Raw genomic sequence first — 17,011 nt, forward strand, 5'->3', positions numbered from 1 at the left:
CAAACTACAAACTGCAAACTTAATACTCAAAAAGAGGCTGCCTTAACGCGACAGCCTCTTTTTGTCATTTCCCCGGGTCAGCCATGATCTTAGCCAGGACGACGCGGTATCTATCGTTGTATTTTCTCATAGAATCGTTGATGTCCCGGCGGATGCGGGCGATGCTTTCGACGTTATATTCTGCCGGCGGGATGTGGATATCACAGATGACATTGAGCCGGGCGTGGCCTGACGTGATGCGCAGGTGGTCCGTATGATAGCGGGGATATTTTTCGTGGACGATCTGGTCCAAAACGCGTCGGACGGCGTTGATTTGGTGGATGTCCGTGCAGAGCGGGTCCATATGGATGTTGACTTCCATGTGGTACTTGTCCTGCAATTCGTCTTCCAGGACGTCCAAGGCGGCGTGGACTTCGACCAGGTCGGCTTTATCCGGGACTTCGGCGTGAATCGAGCCGAACATGCGGCCCGGGCCGTAGTCGTGGATGCGGATGTCGTGGACGCCGACGACGTGGGGACATTTCAAAGCCATGGCTACGATGCCCCGGACGAGTTCCGGATCCGGCGCCTTTCCCAGGAGGATGTTGATGACGTCTTTGGCAATGCCGTAGCCGGCGTACATGATCATCAAGCCGATAGCCGTGCCGGCAGCGGCATCGATGGGCAGGGTCGTGAATTGTTGGGCAATGGTAGCGACCAGGACGCCCGTCGTGGCGATGGCATCGGTAATGCTGTCAGCAGCTGTTGCGTCATTGACGCCGGAATTGATTTTCTTGCCGATATAGCGGTTATAAAGGCACATCCAGACCTTGACGGCGATAGAGATGACGAGGACACCGATGCTCCAATAGGAAAATTCCATATCTTCCGGTTCAAAGAATTTTTCAATCGACGTTTCACAGAGCTTGTAGCCGACGACGAGGATGATGATGGAAATGGTAAGCGATGCCAAATATTCGAAGCGGCCATGGCCGAAGGGATGTTCTTTGTCTGGCGGCCGGTTGCTCAGCTTGGCGCTGATGATGGAGATGAATGACGAGCCCATATCGGTCAGGTTGTTGAAGGCATCGGATAAGATACCGATGCTGTTGCTCATCATGCCGACGAGAAATTTGCTGACAAAGAGGAATAAGTTGCAGAGAATACCTAAGATACCGCCGAGGATGCTGTATTGTTCACGGACGTGTTTATCGTCTGTGTCTTCATAGTTCTTGATGAAGCGGCGGATAATAAATTCGATCATATAAAGTCACCCAGCTTTCTGATTCCCTCCATTATAGCAGAGATATCAAGAGATACAAGATATAACGAGAAAGAAAATGAGAATAACTAGATTGCTAAAAAGTCATAATACTATCGAAAATGGGAATAGTTATTGAGCATTTTGCCTTGAAGAATTGCAATTCCGTGATTTTTCTATATAATAGAAAGGAAACTTAGAAAATAATAAGTTTGTAAATTATATGTTGAGGAGGATGTATGAATATACGAAAATTACTTATTTTTGATATGGATGGGACCATGTTTGACACGGAGCCTATTTCTTATCGTTGTTGGCGGGACGTGTCAGCCCGATATGGATTCGATCTGGACCGACAGGTGTTCGACCACATGCTTGGCCGTGATAATCGGCGCATCCGGGCTATCTGTGACGATGCTTTTGGGCCGTCCTATCCATATGATGCCATTTGTCGGGAAAAAGTGGCCTTGCAGCTGGACTATTACCGTACTCATGATATCCCTGTCAAACCGGGGCTGCTCCAGGTCCTGCACTATGCCAGGGAAGCAGGGATGGCCTGCGCCGTCGCCTCGTCGTCACCGCGGGCATTGATTGAATATTTATTAGATAAAACAGGCGTGGCCTCCTTCTTTTCCGTTGTCCAGAGCGGGGAAGAGGCAGCCCATGGCAAGCCGGCTCCCGATGTGTTCCTCATGGCTTGCGACAAGGCCCTCGTTGAACCGTCCCGGGCTTTGGTGTTGGAAGACTCCGAAAATGGTATCCTTGCCGCCCATGCGGCGGGAATCCCGTCTATCTGGATTCCCGATTTAATTACCATTCCCAAAGACGTACAGGCCCTGGCCTGGAAATGTTGTCACAGCCTGGATGAAGTACCGGAGCTGTTGGCGAAAGGAGATTATCATGATGACACAGAATAAGCGGAGCCGCTGGCTTTTGCTCATGACCGTATTGTTAGGGATGCTGGCGGCGATTGCCCCGTTGTCGACGGATATGTACCTGCCGGCCCTGCCGTCGATGATGACGGCATTTGGCGTTACGCCGTCGGTTATCCAGCTGACCTTGACGGCTTCCATGGCCGGCATGGCCCTGGGGCAAATTGCCGTCGGTCCTATCAGCGACGATAAGGGTCGGCGCCTACCCCTGATGGTCGGCATGGCTATTTTCACCTTGTCGACGGTGGGCTGTATTTGGTCGCCGTCCATTCAGATTTTCCTCATCTTCCGCCTCATTCAGGGATGCGCCGGCGGTGCCGGTATCGTCCTGTCCCGGGCCATTGCCCGCGATATCTGCAAGGGCAGTGCCTTGACGCGACTCTTTGCCATGCTCATGCTGGTCAATGGGATTGCTCCTATCCTGGCTCCCGTCATCGGCGGCCAGATCCTGCGCTTTGCCCCGTGGGAAGGCGTCTTCCTTTTCATTGCCATTGTCGGGCTGCTCCTGACCGTATCGGCCGGTTTGATGCGTGAAACCCTGCCTCAGCGGCGACGCGTTTCCGGTGGCATGGCGGCCAGTCTGAACGGCTTTACGGCCCTGTTCCGTCAGCCTTATTTCATGGGTCATTGTATCATGCAGTGCTTTGCTTTTGCCGCCTTTTTTGCCTATATTTCCGGATCGTCCTTTGTTTTCCAGAACGTCTACAGCGTATCGGCTCAGGCTTTCAGCCTCATCTTTGGCATCAATGGTGTCGGCCTCATGATCAACGGTGCCGTTACGGGCCGGTTGACAGGCCGCATTGCTGACTGGAAACTCCTGCGGTTTTCCTTGTTCCTGGCCGCTGTCGGCAGCGTGGCCCTGCTGGCAGCCTTCAGTACCGGCATGCCGCTGCCGGTCATCATGGTCCTCCTGTTCCTGACCGTATCGACGCTGTCCATGATGAGCACCAGCAGTTTTTCCATGGCTATGCAGGACCAGGGACGCAGTGCCGGCAGTGCATCGGCTCTCATCGGATTCTTTTCCATGATCAGCGGCGCCGTCATGGCCCCTGTCGTCGGCATCGCTGGCGACCATACGGCCATTCCCATGGGCATCGTCATGGTCATTGGCGAAATCGGTGCCCTCCTGACCTTCTATGCCTTGATCTATCCGAGACATAAGGATAGTTTGTAGCATGGGGGTTGTAGAAGAGGGTTTAAATTTAAAACCATCCGCTAACCACTAACTGCTAGCCACTAACCACTTAAAATGGCTTGCCGCATATGCGGCAAGCCATTTTTTCATATATTCCGTGCGACGAGTTTATCGAGTGGTTCATCTGGCCGCTGGAAGGGGATATCCGGTTTTTGCGACAGGTACTCTAAGGCGAAGCCCAGGCAGGTGGCGGCGCCGTAGGTCAGGCCGTCTTCGTCGAGGTCAAATTCGGGCGTGTGGTGATTGGCACCGCAGCCTTTTTCTTTGTTTTCGATGCCTGTAAAAGTCAGGACGCCCGGGTAAAGGCGGGAGGTGATGGCGAAGGTTTCCGATGCCATCCAGGGCGTGCAGTCCGTGAGGGCATCGGTGCCGATATATTTTTCGACGGCTTTTTCGGCGATTCCGACGCAGACCGGATTGTTCTGGACTTCAAAGAGCGGTTCCGGCATGTGCAGGATGTCATAGCGGCAGTCATAGGTCTGGCAGGCGTTGGCGAGGATGCGCTTAAATTCTTCATAGAAGCGCTTGCCAGCGTGGTCGTAGCTGAAGAAGCGGCAGGTGCCGGCAAAGGTCAGGCTGTTGGGGATGACGTTGAGGACGTCACCGCTGTGCAGGCTGCCGATGGAGAAGGTCAGACATTCTTTCGGTGGTACAGCCCGCATCCGCAGGGCCTGCATATTGCCGTAGAAGTCGTGGAAGCAGTCGATGGGGCTTTCGGCCAGGTCCGGCCGGGAGCCGTGGCCGCCGTGGCCGTCGATGCGGATTTCAAAGCCGAAGCCGCCGGCCATGGGAGCTTCGTGGCAGATAGCAACTTTGCCTGCCGGAATATCCCAGCGGACGTGGGTCGCGTAGCAGGCGTCGATATGCCAGGGACTATCGGTTTCCAAGTAGCGCAGGAGATATTCCAAAGGCCCTGATTCCTCTTCGCCTCGTTCAAACATCAAGACGACTGTGCCGTCCCACTGGTCCTTCCAGCGGTTGAGCCATTTCGCGGCCATGAGCTGCATGGCCATGTGGCCGTCGTGCCCACAGGCATGCATGACGCCGTGGTTCTGGGAGCGGCAGACGCGGGGACGGGATAAGTTCTTCTCGCCTTCCTCAATGGGCAGGGCATCGACGTCGGCCCGCAGGAGCAGGGTCTTGCCTGGGCCTTTGCCATCGATCCAGGCGATGAGTCCGCCTTTATCGATTATGCGATAGGAAATGCCATAGCCTTTCAATGTTTCCGCAATGTAGGCCAAGGTCTGGTCTTCCTGTTTGGACAGTTCCGGATGTTCATGAAAATGGCGGCGCAAGGCGACGAGTTCGCCCTGGTCTTTGCGTACTGTTTCGAGAATATCGATCATCTTTGCTTCCCCCTCCAGGTTATTCTTCAATCCCGATGCGGGCGGCAATGCCCCGGTCAAAGGGATGTTTGATTTTCTTGATTTCAGAGACGTAATCGGCTAAGTCCAGCAATGCCGGACTGGGATTGCGGCCGGTCAGGACGACTTCTGTATGAGCCGGTTTTCCTTTTAAGAAATGGATGACCTGTTCTTCCGGGACGAGTCCCAGGGCACAGGCGCCGACGAGCTCATCGCAGACGGCCAGGTCGGGGTGATGCTTTTCGCAGAAGTCCTGGATTTTTTGCAACAGTGTTGTCTGGGCTTGGCAGGTCTCTTTTTTTTCGTCTGCTGTCATCTGGAACGTGAACTTGGTCATGGCTTTTCCCCTCAGGACCGTGACCTGCGTCAGGGCTTTGAGGGCTTCCAGTTCGCCCGTCGGCCGGCCCTTGAGAAATTGCGCGAAGAGGACCTTGCCGCCCCGGCCGGCACAACGAAGGACCAGCCCCAATGAAGCCGTCGTCTTGCCCTTGCCGTCACCACAATATATATGTATTAAACCGGTATCCATCCTATCACCTCGCACTATTATAATGTCATTATTATACCATAATCAAAAGGGGGCAGGTAGTGGCCAGGCGCATCCATTCGTGATATAATATAACATCAGTTAATTTTTTGTGAAAGGAAGGCCGGGAAAATGGAAGAACGAGCCTGTCAGCTATTGACAGCTTTAGAAGATGCAGGCTTTGAAGCCTATGTCGTCGGCGGTGCTGTGCGCGACCTGCTCATGGGGAAAGAGCCGCATGATTACGACATTACCACGTCTGCCCGGCCAGAAGATATACGGGCTGTTGCCGAAAAAGAAGGCTGGCATACGGTTGAAATCCATGGCGAAGCCTTCGGCATCGTCGTCGTTGTTGTCGGTGGCCAGACTTTTGAAGTCGCCACCTTCCGCGGCGAAGCCTATGGAGAAGACAGCCACCGTCCCGATACGGTCTGGTATGCCGATACCCTGCGTGAAGACGTCCTGCGCCGCGACTTCACGGTCAATGCCATGGCCATGGATTGGCGCGGCGATATTTACGACTACGTCGGCGGCCAGAAAGATTTACGCAAGAAGCGGCTGGTCACTGTCGGTGATCCGGTCCGCCGCTTCCAGGAAGATGCCCTGCGGTTGTTCCGGGCCTGCCGCTTTGCCGGCCAGCTCGACTTCATGGCTTCAAAAGAATTGATCCAGGCCATGCCAAAGGCCTTTGGCCGCGTTTCTGGCTTGTCTTTAGAACGAGTCGTCAATGAAATGGACCGCCTCATGGTTACGCCGGCGGCTTACCGGGGGCTGGATATCCTGGTCCGCACCGGTCTCGGTAGCTGTTCGTGCCGACAGAAGGTGAAAGGCTGCTATGAAGCCGTCCCGATCCTGCCGGAATTGAGCCATCTGCCGGAAACGCCGCAGTCGAAGCCTTTCCATCTCTTCGATGCCTGGGTGCATACCTTGGCGACCGTCGCTCATACGCCGCCGGACCTGACTATCCGATATGCGGCGTTATTTCACGATATCGCCAAGGGCCTGCCGGGAATCCGTGGGGTCCATAAGGGCCGTTACACCGATTATGGCCACGATGCCAAAGGAGCGGAACTGGCGGAAGCCATTTTACTGCGCTGGCATAAGAAACCAGCCTTTGCCCAGCGCGTGGCCTGGCTGGTCAAGACGCATATGAAATTCCATTTCTTTGCCAATACGGCCGAAGGCGATGTACAGAAGTGGCTGCGCCATGAAGCCCTCGACGGGCCTTTCCGCCGGACTGAGGAGCTCGTCGAAGCTGTCGGGCAGGCTACGGCCGTTGCCTGTGGTGATATTTTAGGCTGTGGTCATGCCGATGCCAGCACAGAAGGGACGGAATCTTTCGGGGCCTATATGGCCGTACTGGCCCAAGCCATGCCAGTCAGTACCAAAGACCTGCATTACGACCGACGGATTCCCGAGGCTTGCGGCCGTCAGACCGGCGACTGCCTGCGGGTCCTCTTGAAACGGGTCCAGAACCAGGAACTGGTAAATGATGCCGATGTATTGGCCGAAGCAGCCCGGCGCTGGCTGAAGCGTCATGAAGGGGCAGGGCATCATGGATAAGAATGAAAAGACCTTGAAGCATCGCATTTGTATCCGCATGATTATTTGTATGGGTATTTTTGCACTCATCGGAGCGGGCATTGTCAGAAATCTATTCAGGGAACAAGTCATCAATCATGAACTACGTGTAGCAGAAGCCCAGGAGCAGACGCAGGTCGAACGGAACCTGCAATCGCCGCGGGGTATGATCCTCGACCGCAACGGCAAGGTCCTGGCCATCAGCGAGATGTCCAAGTCCCTTTATGCCGACCCGACCATGCTCAACGAGGATCCGGCAGTGGTGGCTGATTTATTGGCACCGTATCTGCGGATTCCCAAAGATGTTATCGAACACCGGTTGAAAGAGGATACGGCCTTTGTCTGGCTCGACCGCCAGATGGACCATGAAAAATATGAAGCCGTTGAATCGATCATTAAAGAAGAAAAATTGCACGGCCTGGCTTTCCGCGATGAAAACCGACGCTTTTATCCGAACGGCTCGATGGCCGCCCAGGTCATCGGCTTTGTCGGCGAAAATGACCATGGCCTGGAAGGCATCGAAATGATGCTGGATGATGAGATCCGCGGCAGCAAGCAGACCTTCCGCCTGCAGACCGATAACCACAACATCCCTGTCTTTTCGTCGGCCTTGAAACGGATTCTGCCTGATAAGGAACGGTCCGTCTGCCTGACCTTGGACAGTACCATTCAGTATGTCGCTGAAAAGGGTCTGGATGGCATCATGTCCCGGAGCCATCCTTTTGGCGCTTCGATCATCGTTATGGATCCTAAGACCGGTGAAATCCTGGCCATGGCCAGCCGGCCTACGTATGACCCGAATGATTACAGCAAGGGCAATAAGGAAGCTTATAAGAACCGGGCCGTCGTCAATGTCTACGAACCGGGGTCGACTTTTAAACCGCTCATGGCCGCAGCGGCCCTGGATTCCGGGAAATGGCACTTAGGGATATTTATCATGATAAAGGGTCTATCCACGTCGCCGACCGGACGATTTACAACTGGGACCACAAGGGGATGGGCGACGTGACCTTGCGGGAAATCATCATGTATTCCATCAATACCGGCATGGTCCATGTCGCCGTGACGACCGGCGGCAAGACACTGACGAATTATGCCCGCCGTTTTGGCTTTGGTACGATTACGGGCATCGAACTGTCAGGTGAACAGGAAGGCATCTTGTTCGACCCGGATAAGATGTCCATCGTCGATACGGCTACTATGGGGATCGGCCAGAGCATCGCCGTCACGCCCCTCCAGATGGTACAGGCTTTCAGTGCCATCGCCAACGGAGGCCACATGATGAAGCCGTTCCTGGTCAAAGAAATCGACAATCCTGACGGATCCATTTATAAAAAGACAGAACCGAAAGAAGTCGGACAGCCGATTAACGCCGGGACGGCTGAAGCCATCAGTAAGTTCATGGGCGAAGAAGTTTCCATTGGCGGAGGCCAGAGCGCCAAAATCGAAGGTTATCGCTTTGGCGGCAAGACCGGGACGGCTCAGAAGAAGACCGAAGACAGTACGGGGTACGCCGACGGCCAGTATGTCGGCTCCTTTATCGGTTTCGGTCCTTTGGAAGACCCTCGGTTCCTGGTCCTCATCGTCGTCGACGACCCTAAGGGCGTCTATTATGGAGCTCAGGTCGCAGCGCCGGTCTTTAAGGAAATGATGACGGAAATCGTCCGCATGAAGGGGATACGGCCGACAGAAGAGATGAACCAGAAGCCAGTCGGCCCTGTCGTCACGACACCGGCCCGCACCATTCCGCCCGTCCATATTTCCAGCGACGGCGTCCTCATGCCGTCCTTTATCGGCTGGAGTACGAGGGAAGTCAATGATTGGCTCAATGAAGCGGGATTAGGCTTTATCCCCAAGGGGATGGGGAAGGCTATCCAGCAGTCGCCGAAAGCGGGCAGTTATGCGCCGCAGGGCAGCGACGTCACCGTTATTTTCAAACGGAATCCATAGAACAACAGGGGGAACTAGTTATGCAATTACTCAACGGCAAAGAAGTGGCGGCCTTCCATCGCGAACGGGTGGAACGCCGCCTGGCCGATATACAGGAAGAACTCCATATACAGCCGGAATTGGCTATCATCCTCGTCGGTGAGGATGCACCGTCGGCGATGTATGCCAAGTCCATGCAGAAGACGGCCCGTTCTGTCGGTTTAAAGGCAGAAATCTATCAGGAACCGGCTTCTATCAGCGAGGTGGAACTTTTATCGCTCATGGACAGGCTCAATGAGCAGGCGTCCGTCTTCGGTATCCTGCCGATGATGCCGCTGCCGCGTCATTTGAATAGCCAGCGCATCATCGACTGCATCGATCCGAAGAAAGATGTCGACGGTCTGACTGATGTCAACATTGCTCATCTGTATACGGGCCGGCCTGGGTTCGTGCCCTGTACGCCGCGGGCTGTCATTGCCATCCTCGACTATTACCATATTTCCCTGAGTGGGAAGGATGTGGCCATCATCGGCCGCAGCAATGTCGTCGGCAAACCGTTGGCTCAGCTCTGCCTGAACTGCAACGCTACGGTTACCCATTGCCATACGCGCACGAAAGATTTGAAGGCCGTCTGCCGCCGGGCTGATCTGGTCATCGCCGCTGCCGGGAAAGCCGGTTTAGTGACAGGCGATATGATAAAACCAGGCGCTGTAGTCATCGATGTCGGCATCAACCGCGTCGACGGCAAGACCGTCGGCGATGTCGTCTTTGACGAAGTCGCTGCTCAGGCCGGGGCCGTGACGCCCGTGCCGGGCGGTGTTGGCGCCGTGACGACGATGATGGTACTGGAAAACGTCGTCTGCGGCATCGCCCGGACAGAAACCATTTTATAAAAGTGAGGGAGTATAATCTATGCATATCTTAGATAATTTCATGATCCATTATTTACGTCGCTTCGACAAACATTGCTTTACCGTACAACTTCACGACAAGACCTACACCATTGGCGAAGGCCAGCCGTTATTCAACGTTATCATCCACAAAGACATTCCGAAAAAAGATTTGCTGGCGTCGACTTCGCTGGCACTGGGCGAAGCTTACATGCGCAAAGATGTGGAAATCCAAGGTGATTTGTTCACAGCCCTTCGCTGCTTCTTATCCCAGACGAGCCAGTTCTCGCTGGATAAATCCTTGTTCAAACGGATCCTCTATCCGTCGGAATCGAAATCGGCCCAGAAGAAACAGGTTTCGTCCCACTATGACTTGGGCAATGATTTCTATGCTAAATGGCTCGATCCGTCCATGAGCTATTCCTGCGCTTATTTCAAGAACGAAGATGACAGCCTCGAACAGGCTCAGCATAATAAAGTCCACTATATCCTGGAAAAACTCTATCTCAAAGAAGGCATGACCCTCCTCGATATCGGCTGCGGCTGGGGCTATCTGCTCATCGAAGCCGCCAAGAAATATGGCGTCAAAGGTTATGGCTGCACGCTCAGTAAAGAACAGTGGAAAAAAGGCCAGGAACGCATTGAAAAACTGGGACTCCAGGATCTGGTCCAGATTGACCTCGTCGACTATCGCGATCTCGTCGCCGAAGGCCGTCAGTACGACCGCATCGTCAGCGTCGGCATGCTGGAACACGTCGGCCGCTCCAATTATCCGCTGTATATGGAAACGGCCAGCCATCTCCTGAAAGACGGTGGCATGTTCCTCCTCCATTACATCAGCGGCCACGATGAAAGCATTGGCAACCCGTGGATGCGTAAATACATCTTCCCGGGCGGAACTTTGCCGTCGCTCCGTGAAATCGTCAGCCTCGCTTATGATGATGAATTCCAGGTCATCGACGTCGAAAGCCTGCGCCGCCACTACTATAAGACCCTCATGTGCTGGTTCAATAACTTCCAGAACGTCCGCGATGAAGTCATCGCTGCCCGCGGGGAAGAATTTGCCCGCATGTGGGACCTCTATCTCTGCGGCTGCGCCGTATCCTTCTACATCGGCAACATCGACATCCATCAGATCCTCATGACCAAAGGCACCAAGAACGACCTGCCCATGACTCGTTGGTACTAATGTAGGGAAGTCATGTAGGGGACGCCATGTAGGGGACGCCCAGAGGGCGTCCCGCAGTTCGCGTCCCGCAGGCCGCAGTTCGCAGTTCGCAGGGGCGTCCCGCGGCTCCCCTGATAGGGGAGCTGGCCGCCGAAGGCGGTCTGAGAGGTTGCTCATCCACTACAAACTTAATACTCAAAAAGAGGCTGTCGCACATGCGACAGCCTCTTTTTTGTAAACTGACCACGTACCCATAGGCGGGCCGCCCAGCCACGGCTGTCCGTTTTGGCAGCCGTCCTGTGCCTCCCGTTGGTCGGCACCTGACGGGCCAAAAAGGCTTGGGACGGCCCCTACGAACCACGAGCCACGAACCACTCTTTCTTCTATATACGCGTAAAACGTATAACCAAAGCTATATCAATGATAAAATAGCATGAGCACTATGCTTGACTTTTATAGCTATAACGGCTATACTAAAAGTACAAAAAGCGTTAAACGTTATACGAGTCCGGATGAATTTACTTGAATCGCAGAAAAGGGGAGTGTCTCTTATGATTAAACAAATCGTGAAAACCTTAGACGGCAACGAAGCTACGGCTGATGTTGCTTATAACTTTACAGAAGTCGCTACGATTTATCCGATTACGCCGTCGTCTCCGATGGCAGAACACGTCGACGTCTGGTCGGCGAACGGCCGCAAGAACCTCTTCGGCCAGCCTGTTAAATTAGTTGAAATGCAGTCCGAAGCCGGTGCTATCGGTGCCGTCCATGGCGCATCGGAAACAGGCAGCCTCTGTTCATCCTTTACGGCTTCACAGGGCCTGATGCTGATGATTCCGGTCATGCACCGCCTGTCGGGCGAATTGAAACCGGTCGTCCTGCACATCGCCGCCCGTACCGTCGGGACTCACACCATGTCCATCTTCGGTGACCATTCCGACGTCATGGGCTGTCGTAACACGGGCTGGGCTATGCTCTGTAGTGCCAGCGTCCAGGAATGTGCCGACCTGGCAGCCGTTGCCCATCTGTCGACCATCAAAGGCCGCGTGCCGTTCATGCACTTCTTTGATGGTTTCCGTACGTCTCACGAAATCCAGAAAATCAAGATGCTGCCGGCTGAAGAACTGGGCAAGCTCATCGACCGCGATGCCCTTTATCATTTCAAACACACCGGCCTGAACCCGGAACATCCGGTCATGCGCAGTACCGTTACCAACCCGGATATGTTCTTCCAGTCCCGTGAAGCCAATAACCCCTGGTATCAGCGCCTGCCCTACATTGTCCAGGACTACATGGACCAGATCAGCGAACTGACGGGCCGTCCGTACCACCTTTTCGATTACTACGGCGTTCCTGACGCAGAACACGTCGTCATCGCCATGGGCTCTGTCACCGGTGCCATCCAGGAAACGATTGACAAGCTCTGCAAAGAAGGTAAGAAAGTCGGCTTCATCCAGGTTCATCTCTATCGTCCGTTCTCGCTGGAACACTTCATGAAGGCTATGCCTGACACGGTCCGCACGATTACCGTCATGGACCGCACGAAGGAACCGGGTGCTTTAGGCGAACCGCTTTACGAAGATGTCTGCGCGGCTATATCCCACGTCAAACAGGATGTCACCGTCCTGGCCTGCCGTTATGGCTTGTCGTCGAAAGACGTACCGCCGGCATCGATTAACGCCGTCTTCACCAACATGGATTCGCTCCAGCCGAAGAACCACTTCACGCTGGGTATCATCGACGACGTTACCCACCATTCCCTGGCCGACGTACCTATCACGGTCGACACGGAAGGGACCATCAGCTGCAAGTTCTGGGGCTTTGGTTCGGACGGTACGGTTGGCGCCAACAAGAACTCCATCAAGATTATCGGCGACAACACGGATATGTATGTCCAGGCTTACTTTGAATACGATACCAAGAAATCCGGCGGCGTCACCAAGTCGCACCTGCGCTTTGGCAAGAAGCCGATCCGGGCCACCTATTATATCAAATCGGCGGACTTCCTGGCCTGCCATAAACAGGCCTACATGGGCACTTACGATATTGTCAGTGAAATCAAGGATGGCGGCATCTTCCTGCTCAACTGCAGCTGGGATAAAGACGACGTCGCCAACCACCTCAGCAATAAAGTGAAACGCCAGCTCGCCTCCAAGCACGTCCGCTTCTATATCATCAATGCGACTAAGATCGCTGAAGAAATCGGCCTGGGAAGCAATCGCACTAATACAGTATTGCAGGCAGCTTTCTTCAAATTGGCTAACATCCTGCCCATCGACGATGCTGTGAAATACATGAAAGACGCCATTGCCAAGACCTATCTGGCAAAAGGTGAACAAGTCATCGCCATGAACCAGGCTGCTGTCGACCGCGGCATTTCGGATATCGTCGAAGTCACCGTACCGGAAGAATGGAAAGATTTACCGTCCGACCCGGTCGTCGAAGATACCCGCGATATTCCGGACTTCATCAAGAAAGTCGTCGAACCGGCTAACCTGCAGCTCGGTGATACCATTCCAGTCAGTGAATTTGTGCCCTATGCCGACGGGTCTTACCCCTTGGGCACGACGAAATATGAAAAACGCGGCATCGCATCGACCGTTCCTGAATGGGACCTGGAAAAATGCGTCCAGTGTAACCGCTGCTCCTTGGTCTGCCCGCACGCTGCCATCCGTCCGTACTTGGTAACGGCTGATGAAAAAGCAAAAGCTCCGGCTGACTTCAAGACCAAGAAAGCCATTGGCAAGGGCTTGGAAGATTATGAATTCCGCATCCAGGTTTCGCCGCTCGACTGCTACAGCTGCAGTGCCTGCGTCAATGCCTGCCCGGCTAAGGCCCTGACGATGAAACCGCTGGAAACGCAGCGTCATGAAAGCGCCGACTGGGATTATGCCCAGACACTCCCTGAAAAACATACGACCCTCGATAAATTCTCCGTCAAAGGCAGCCAGTTCCATCAGCCGCTCCTCGAATTCAACGGCGCATGTGCAGGTTGTACGGAAACGGCATACATGAAGATCCTGACTCAGCTCTTCGGGCCGCGCATGATCGTCGCCAACGCTACGGGCTGTACCCAGGCTTGGGGCTCGGCAATGCCCAGTATCCCGTATACGACGAACTGCGAAGGCTTCGGGCCGGCTTGGTCGAACTCGGTCTTCGAAGATAACGCTGAATTCGCCCTCGGCATGTCCCTGTCCATGGAACAGCAACGCGATGCCATCCGCATCAAATCGGAAGAACTCATGGACTTGACAGACGGTGCCCTCCACGACGCCATCAAAGCCTGGATCGATTCCATCGGCGTCGCCAACGAAGGCGAAGTCACAGAAGGCATCAGCCGGACGTACATCAAAGAATTGATGGCCGCTCACCTCACAGGCCGAGCTGCGGATTTGCAGAAAGAAATCCTGGCTCATAAAGAACACATCATCAAGAAGACCATCTGGATGTATGGCGGTGACGGCTGGGCTTACGATATCGGCTACGGCGGCCTGGATCACGTCCTGGCTATGAATGCCAACGTCAACATCATGCTCGTCGACACGGAAGTTTACTCCAACACAGGCGGTCAGTCGTCGAAAGCTACGCCAATCGGGGCTGTCGCTCAGTTCGCTGCATCGGGCCGCAAGTTCAATAAGAAAGACTTGGGCCGTCTGCTCATGACCTATGGCCACATCTACATCGCTCAGGTCGCCCTTGGTGCCGACCCGAACCAGCTCATCAAAGCCATTAAAGAAGCAGAAGCCTACAATGGTCCGTCTATCATCATCGCTTATGCACCGTGCATCAACCACGGTATCAAAGGCGGCATGGGCAATGCTCAGCACGAAATGAAACGCGCCGTAGACTGCGGTTACTGGCACCTCTATCGCTATAACCCGCTGCTCAAAGAAGAAGGCAAGAACCCCTTCATCCTCGACTCCAAAGAACCGCAGCAGTCGTTCCGCGAATACCTCATGGGCGAAACAAGATACGCTGCCTTGACGAGAACCTTCCCGGACATCGCCGAAGAACTCTTTGCCAAAGCTGAAGAATTTGCTAAGAAGAAATATGAAACCTATAAGGAATTGGCTGATCAATAAGTAAAACACGCTAATGCCATATACACACCCGGAAACAGGGCTGCCGAAAAGGCGGCCTTGTTTTCGTATACTCGGATTCAGATGCGGCAAAGCCGCGACAGACTCAAAAGAAGGACATCGTCTCGTGAACCAAGCCTCCCCTCATAGGGGAGGTGGCCGTCAGGCCGGAGAGGTTGCAGTTCACTAATATCTATCGATAATCAAAAAGCAACCTCTCAGTCAGCTGGCGCTGACAGCTCTCCTATGAGGAGAGCCGTGGGGAAAGCCTCCCCTTATAGGGGAGGTGGCCGTTAGGCCGGAGAGGTTGCAGTTCAATATATTTTACAAGGAGGTTCTATGAAAACGCTTCCCTATTCTAAAGAAAATGTATCATTTGCCCGTTCATTAAGGAAAAATATGACCAAAGAAGAACGTCACTTATGGTATGATTTTTTACGGACGTATCCAGTGAAATTTTATAAACAACGACGAATTGGTAATTATATTGCCGATTTCTATTGCAAAGAAGCAGGGTTCATCATTGAATTAGATGGTGGGCAACACTACGATGAAGCCGGTATGGAGTCAGATCAAGAACGGACAGCCGTATTAGAATCCTATGGATTGACGGTCATCCGTTTTACCAATTTAGATATCCATAAAAATTTTAGAGGAGTTTGCCAAACTATTCATCAATACGTCAATGAGCATAAAGGATGTTCCTGGTGATAAAAAAGCAACCTCGCAGTCAGCCTGCGCTGACAGCTCTCCTATGAGGAGAGCCATGGGGCAAGACTCCCCTTATAGGGGAGGTAGCCGTCAGGCCGGAGAGGTTGCAGTTCACTAATATCTATCGATGATAAAAAGCAACCTCGCAGTCAGCCTGCGCTGACAGCTCTCCTATGAGGAGAGCCATGGGGCAAGCCTCCCCTCATAGGGGAGGTGGCCGTCAGGCCGGAGAGGTTGCGGTTTACCAATATCTATCGATGATAAAAAGCAACCTCGCAGTCAGCTGGCACTGACAGCTCTCCTATGAGGAGAGCCATGGGACAAGTCTCCCCTCATAGGGGAGGTGGCCGTCAGGCCGGAGAGGTTGTCTTTCAAATCCTCCATTTTTTATGATACAATAAAAGAAAAAAGCAGGTGATAGTGTGAAGAGAATATGGCTCATCCGTCATGGCGAAAGTATTGCCAATGCCGGCGAAGCGACGCAGGATCATCGCAATATTCCCTTGTCGGAACTAGGCCTCAAGCAGGCCCAGTCGCTGGCCTTACAGATTCCCCGGCGGCCGGACCTGATTGTCACGTCGCCTTATCTTCGGGCGCAGCAGACGGCGATGTGTACGATCGGGCGGTTTCCCGATACGGTGACGGGAATTTGGGATTGCGTCCATGAATTTGTGTATTTAGCACCGGCGACGTGTGTCGGGACGACGTCGCAGCAGCGGCGGCCGCGGGTCATCAATTATTGGCGCAAACTCGACCCGGATTACATCGACGGCGAAGGTGCCGAAAGCTATCGCCAGCTCATCGGGCGCATCGAACGGACTTTGTCGTTGCTGCAGCGGCGGCCAGAACAATTCATCCTGGTCTTTACGCACGCCCAGTTTATCCGCAACCTGCTCTTGGTCTACGAAAATCCTGGCAGGCCGGTAGAAGAATACATGGCTGCTTTTCGCCGCAGCCGCCCGGTCCATAACGGGCAGATTGTGGAAATTACGATGTAAAGGAAGGGGATTTATTATGGAATTACAATACGGACCGAATAAAATCTGGATGGAAAATGAAGCGGGAACGGTCGTGGCTGAAGTGGATTTCGTCGAACGAAACGACGGCAATTACGACATCGTCCATACCTTTGTCGACGACAGCCTGCGCGGACAAGGTGCCGCAGCTAAACTCGTCAAGGCCGCAGCCGACGAAATCCGGCGGCGTCATAAGAAAACGGCTACCAGCTGTTCCTATGCTGACGCCTGGTTCCGCCGCCATAAAGACGAACAGGATTTACTTGGCTAATCAGGACGAAAATCCACTTGATTTATCTAAATGCGGGCAGGATACTCCGACCTATTAGGTCGAAGAGGAATGCCCGCCTCATCTCACTTTCTTATTAACTAGAATTTCA

12 protein-coding genes and 1 pseudogene are annotated in these 17,011 nt (G+C 53.7%); 10 read left to right on the plus strand and 3 right to left on the minus strand.

All coding sequences use genetic code 11. The features are described 5' to 3' along the window. Positions 1–64 precede the first annotated feature (64 nt). Entirely contained in the window at positions 65–1,243 is a 1,179-nt protein-coding gene (locus C6362_RS06545) for a cation diffusion facilitator family transporter (RefSeq protein WP_014015934.1), read from the minus strand. Positions 1,244–1,479: 236 nt separating this feature from the next. On the opposite strand from C6362_RS06545, the gene C6362_RS06555 reads away from it, so the two are divergent. Together C6362_RS06555 and C6362_RS06560 are read left to right on the plus strand one after the other, a co-directional pair. Continuing rightward, positions 1,480–2,157 carry an HAD family hydrolase gene (locus C6362_RS06555; protein WP_014015935.1) on the plus strand — a complete coding sequence of 226 codons (678 nt, stop codon included), beginning with the start codon at positions 1,480–1,482 and terminating at the stop codon, positions 2,155–2,157. Further along, a complete protein-coding gene (locus tag C6362_RS06560; protein WP_230579036.1) occupies positions 2,141–3,346 on the plus strand; it encodes a multidrug effflux MFS transporter in 1,206 nt (401 codons plus the stop codon). Before C6362_RS06555 ends, C6362_RS06560 begins: the two co-directional genes overlap by 17 nt. A gap of 107 nt (positions 3,347–3,453) precedes the next feature. Here the strand turns inward: C6362_RS06560 and C6362_RS06565 are convergent, their stop codons facing one another. Both C6362_RS06565 and C6362_RS06570 read right to left on the minus strand, forming a co-directional pair. Next, complete coding sequence (locus C6362_RS06565; protein ID WP_014015937.1) at positions 3,454–4,713, minus strand: M20 metallopeptidase family protein; 1,260 nt, start codon at positions 4,711–4,713, stop codon at positions 3,454–3,456. Positions 4,714–4,732: 19 nt separating this feature from the next. Next, a complete protein-coding gene (locus C6362_RS06570) occupies positions 4,733–5,260 on the minus strand; it encodes a cob(I)yrinic acid a,c-diamide adenosyltransferase (RefSeq protein ID WP_014015938.1) in 528 nt (175 codons plus the stop codon). A gap of 129 nt (positions 5,261–5,389) precedes the next feature. Between C6362_RS06570 and C6362_RS06575 the strand changes: the two genes are divergently transcribed. The 8 genes and pseudogenes from C6362_RS06575 (at position 5,390) to C6362_RS06610 (ending at position 16,902) form a co-directional block, all read left to right on the plus strand. After that, positions 5,390–6,820, plus strand: coding sequence for a CCA tRNA nucleotidyltransferase (locus C6362_RS06575; protein WP_014015939.1), 1,431 nt, complete (start codon positions 5,390–5,392; stop codon positions 6,818–6,820). After that, a pseudogene (locus C6362_RS12355) lies at positions 6,795–8,788 on the plus strand (penicillin-binding protein). Before C6362_RS06575 ends, C6362_RS12355 begins: the two are co-directional and overlap by 26 nt. Positions 8,789–8,808: 20 nt before the next feature. Next, complete coding sequence (locus C6362_RS06585; RefSeq protein ID WP_014015941.1) at positions 8,809–9,660, plus strand: bifunctional 5,10-methylenetetrahydrofolate dehydrogenase/5,10-methenyltetrahydrofolate cyclohydrolase; 852 nt, start codon at positions 8,809–8,811, stop codon at positions 9,658–9,660. 19 nt (positions 9,661–9,679) lie between these two features. After that, the gene (locus tag C6362_RS06590) at positions 9,680–10,846 is read left to right on the plus strand and encodes a class I SAM-dependent methyltransferase (RefSeq protein WP_014015942.1); all 1,167 of its coding nucleotides are present in this window, start codon (positions 9,680–9,682) and stop codon (positions 10,844–10,846) included. A 530-nt stretch (positions 10,847–11,376) separates the two neighbouring features. Next, on the plus strand, positions 11,377–14,907 hold the full coding sequence (gene nifJ, locus C6362_RS06595; protein ID WP_014015943.1) for a pyruvate:ferredoxin (flavodoxin) oxidoreductase: 3,531 nt from the start codon (positions 11,377–11,379) through the stop codon (positions 14,905–14,907). A 336-nt stretch (positions 14,908–15,243) separates the two neighbouring features. Next, on the plus strand, positions 15,244–15,615 hold the full coding sequence (locus C6362_RS06600; protein WP_014015944.1) for an endonuclease domain-containing protein: 372 nt from the start codon (positions 15,244–15,246) through the stop codon (positions 15,613–15,615). Between the two features lie 422 nt (positions 15,616–16,037). Further along, a complete protein-coding gene (locus C6362_RS06605; protein ID WP_014015945.1) occupies positions 16,038–16,613 on the plus strand; it encodes a histidine phosphatase family protein in 576 nt (191 codons plus the stop codon). A gap of 16 nt (positions 16,614–16,629) precedes the next feature. Continuing rightward, positions 16,630–16,902 carry a GNAT family N-acetyltransferase gene (locus C6362_RS06610; RefSeq protein ID WP_014015946.1) on the plus strand — a complete coding sequence of 91 codons (273 nt, stop codon included), beginning with the start codon at positions 16,630–16,632 and terminating at the stop codon, positions 16,900–16,902. The last annotated feature ends 109 nt before the right edge of the window (positions 16,903–17,011 follow it).

Source organism: Megasphaera elsdenii DSM 20460 (assembly GCF_003010495.1).
Taxonomy (GTDB): domain Bacteria; phylum Bacillota; class Negativicutes; order Veillonellales; family Megasphaeraceae; genus Megasphaera; species Megasphaera elsdenii.

Excerpts from the sequence above, each read along its gene's own strand:
- C6362_RS06545 (WP_014015934.1), bottom strand. The coding sequence starts at position 1,243 with ATGATCGAATTTATTATCCGCCGCTTCATCAAGAACTATGAAGACACA.
- C6362_RS06555 (WP_014015935.1), top strand. The coding sequence starts at position 1,480 with ATGAATATACGAAAATTACTTATTTTTGATATGGATGGGACCATGTTT.
- C6362_RS06560 (WP_230579036.1), top strand. The coding sequence starts at position 2,141 with ATGATGACACAGAATAAGCGGAGCCGCTGGCTTTTGCTCATGACCGTA.
- C6362_RS06565 (WP_014015937.1), bottom strand. The coding sequence starts at position 4,713 with ATGATCGATATTCTCGAAACAGTACGCAAAGACCAGGGCGAACTCGTC.
- C6362_RS06570 (WP_014015938.1), bottom strand. The coding sequence starts at position 5,260 with ATGGATACCGGTTTAATACATATATATTGTGGTGACGGCAAGGGCAAG.
- C6362_RS06575 (WP_014015939.1), top strand. The coding sequence starts at position 5,390 with ATGGAAGAACGAGCCTGTCAGCTATTGACAGCTTTAGAAGATGCAGGC.
- C6362_RS06585 (WP_014015941.1), top strand. The coding sequence starts at position 8,809 with ATGCAATTACTCAACGGCAAAGAAGTGGCGGCCTTCCATCGCGAACGG.
- C6362_RS06590 (WP_014015942.1), top strand. The coding sequence starts at position 9,680 with ATGCATATCTTAGATAATTTCATGATCCATTATTTACGTCGCTTCGAC.
- nifJ (WP_014015943.1), top strand. The coding sequence starts at position 11,377 with ATGATTAAACAAATCGTGAAAACCTTAGACGGCAACGAAGCTACGGCT.
- C6362_RS06600 (WP_014015944.1), top strand. The coding sequence starts at position 15,244 with ATGAAAACGCTTCCCTATTCTAAAGAAAATGTATCATTTGCCCGTTCA.
- C6362_RS06610 (WP_014015946.1), top strand. The coding sequence starts at position 16,630 with ATGGAATTACAATACGGACCGAATAAAATCTGGATGGAAAATGAAGCG.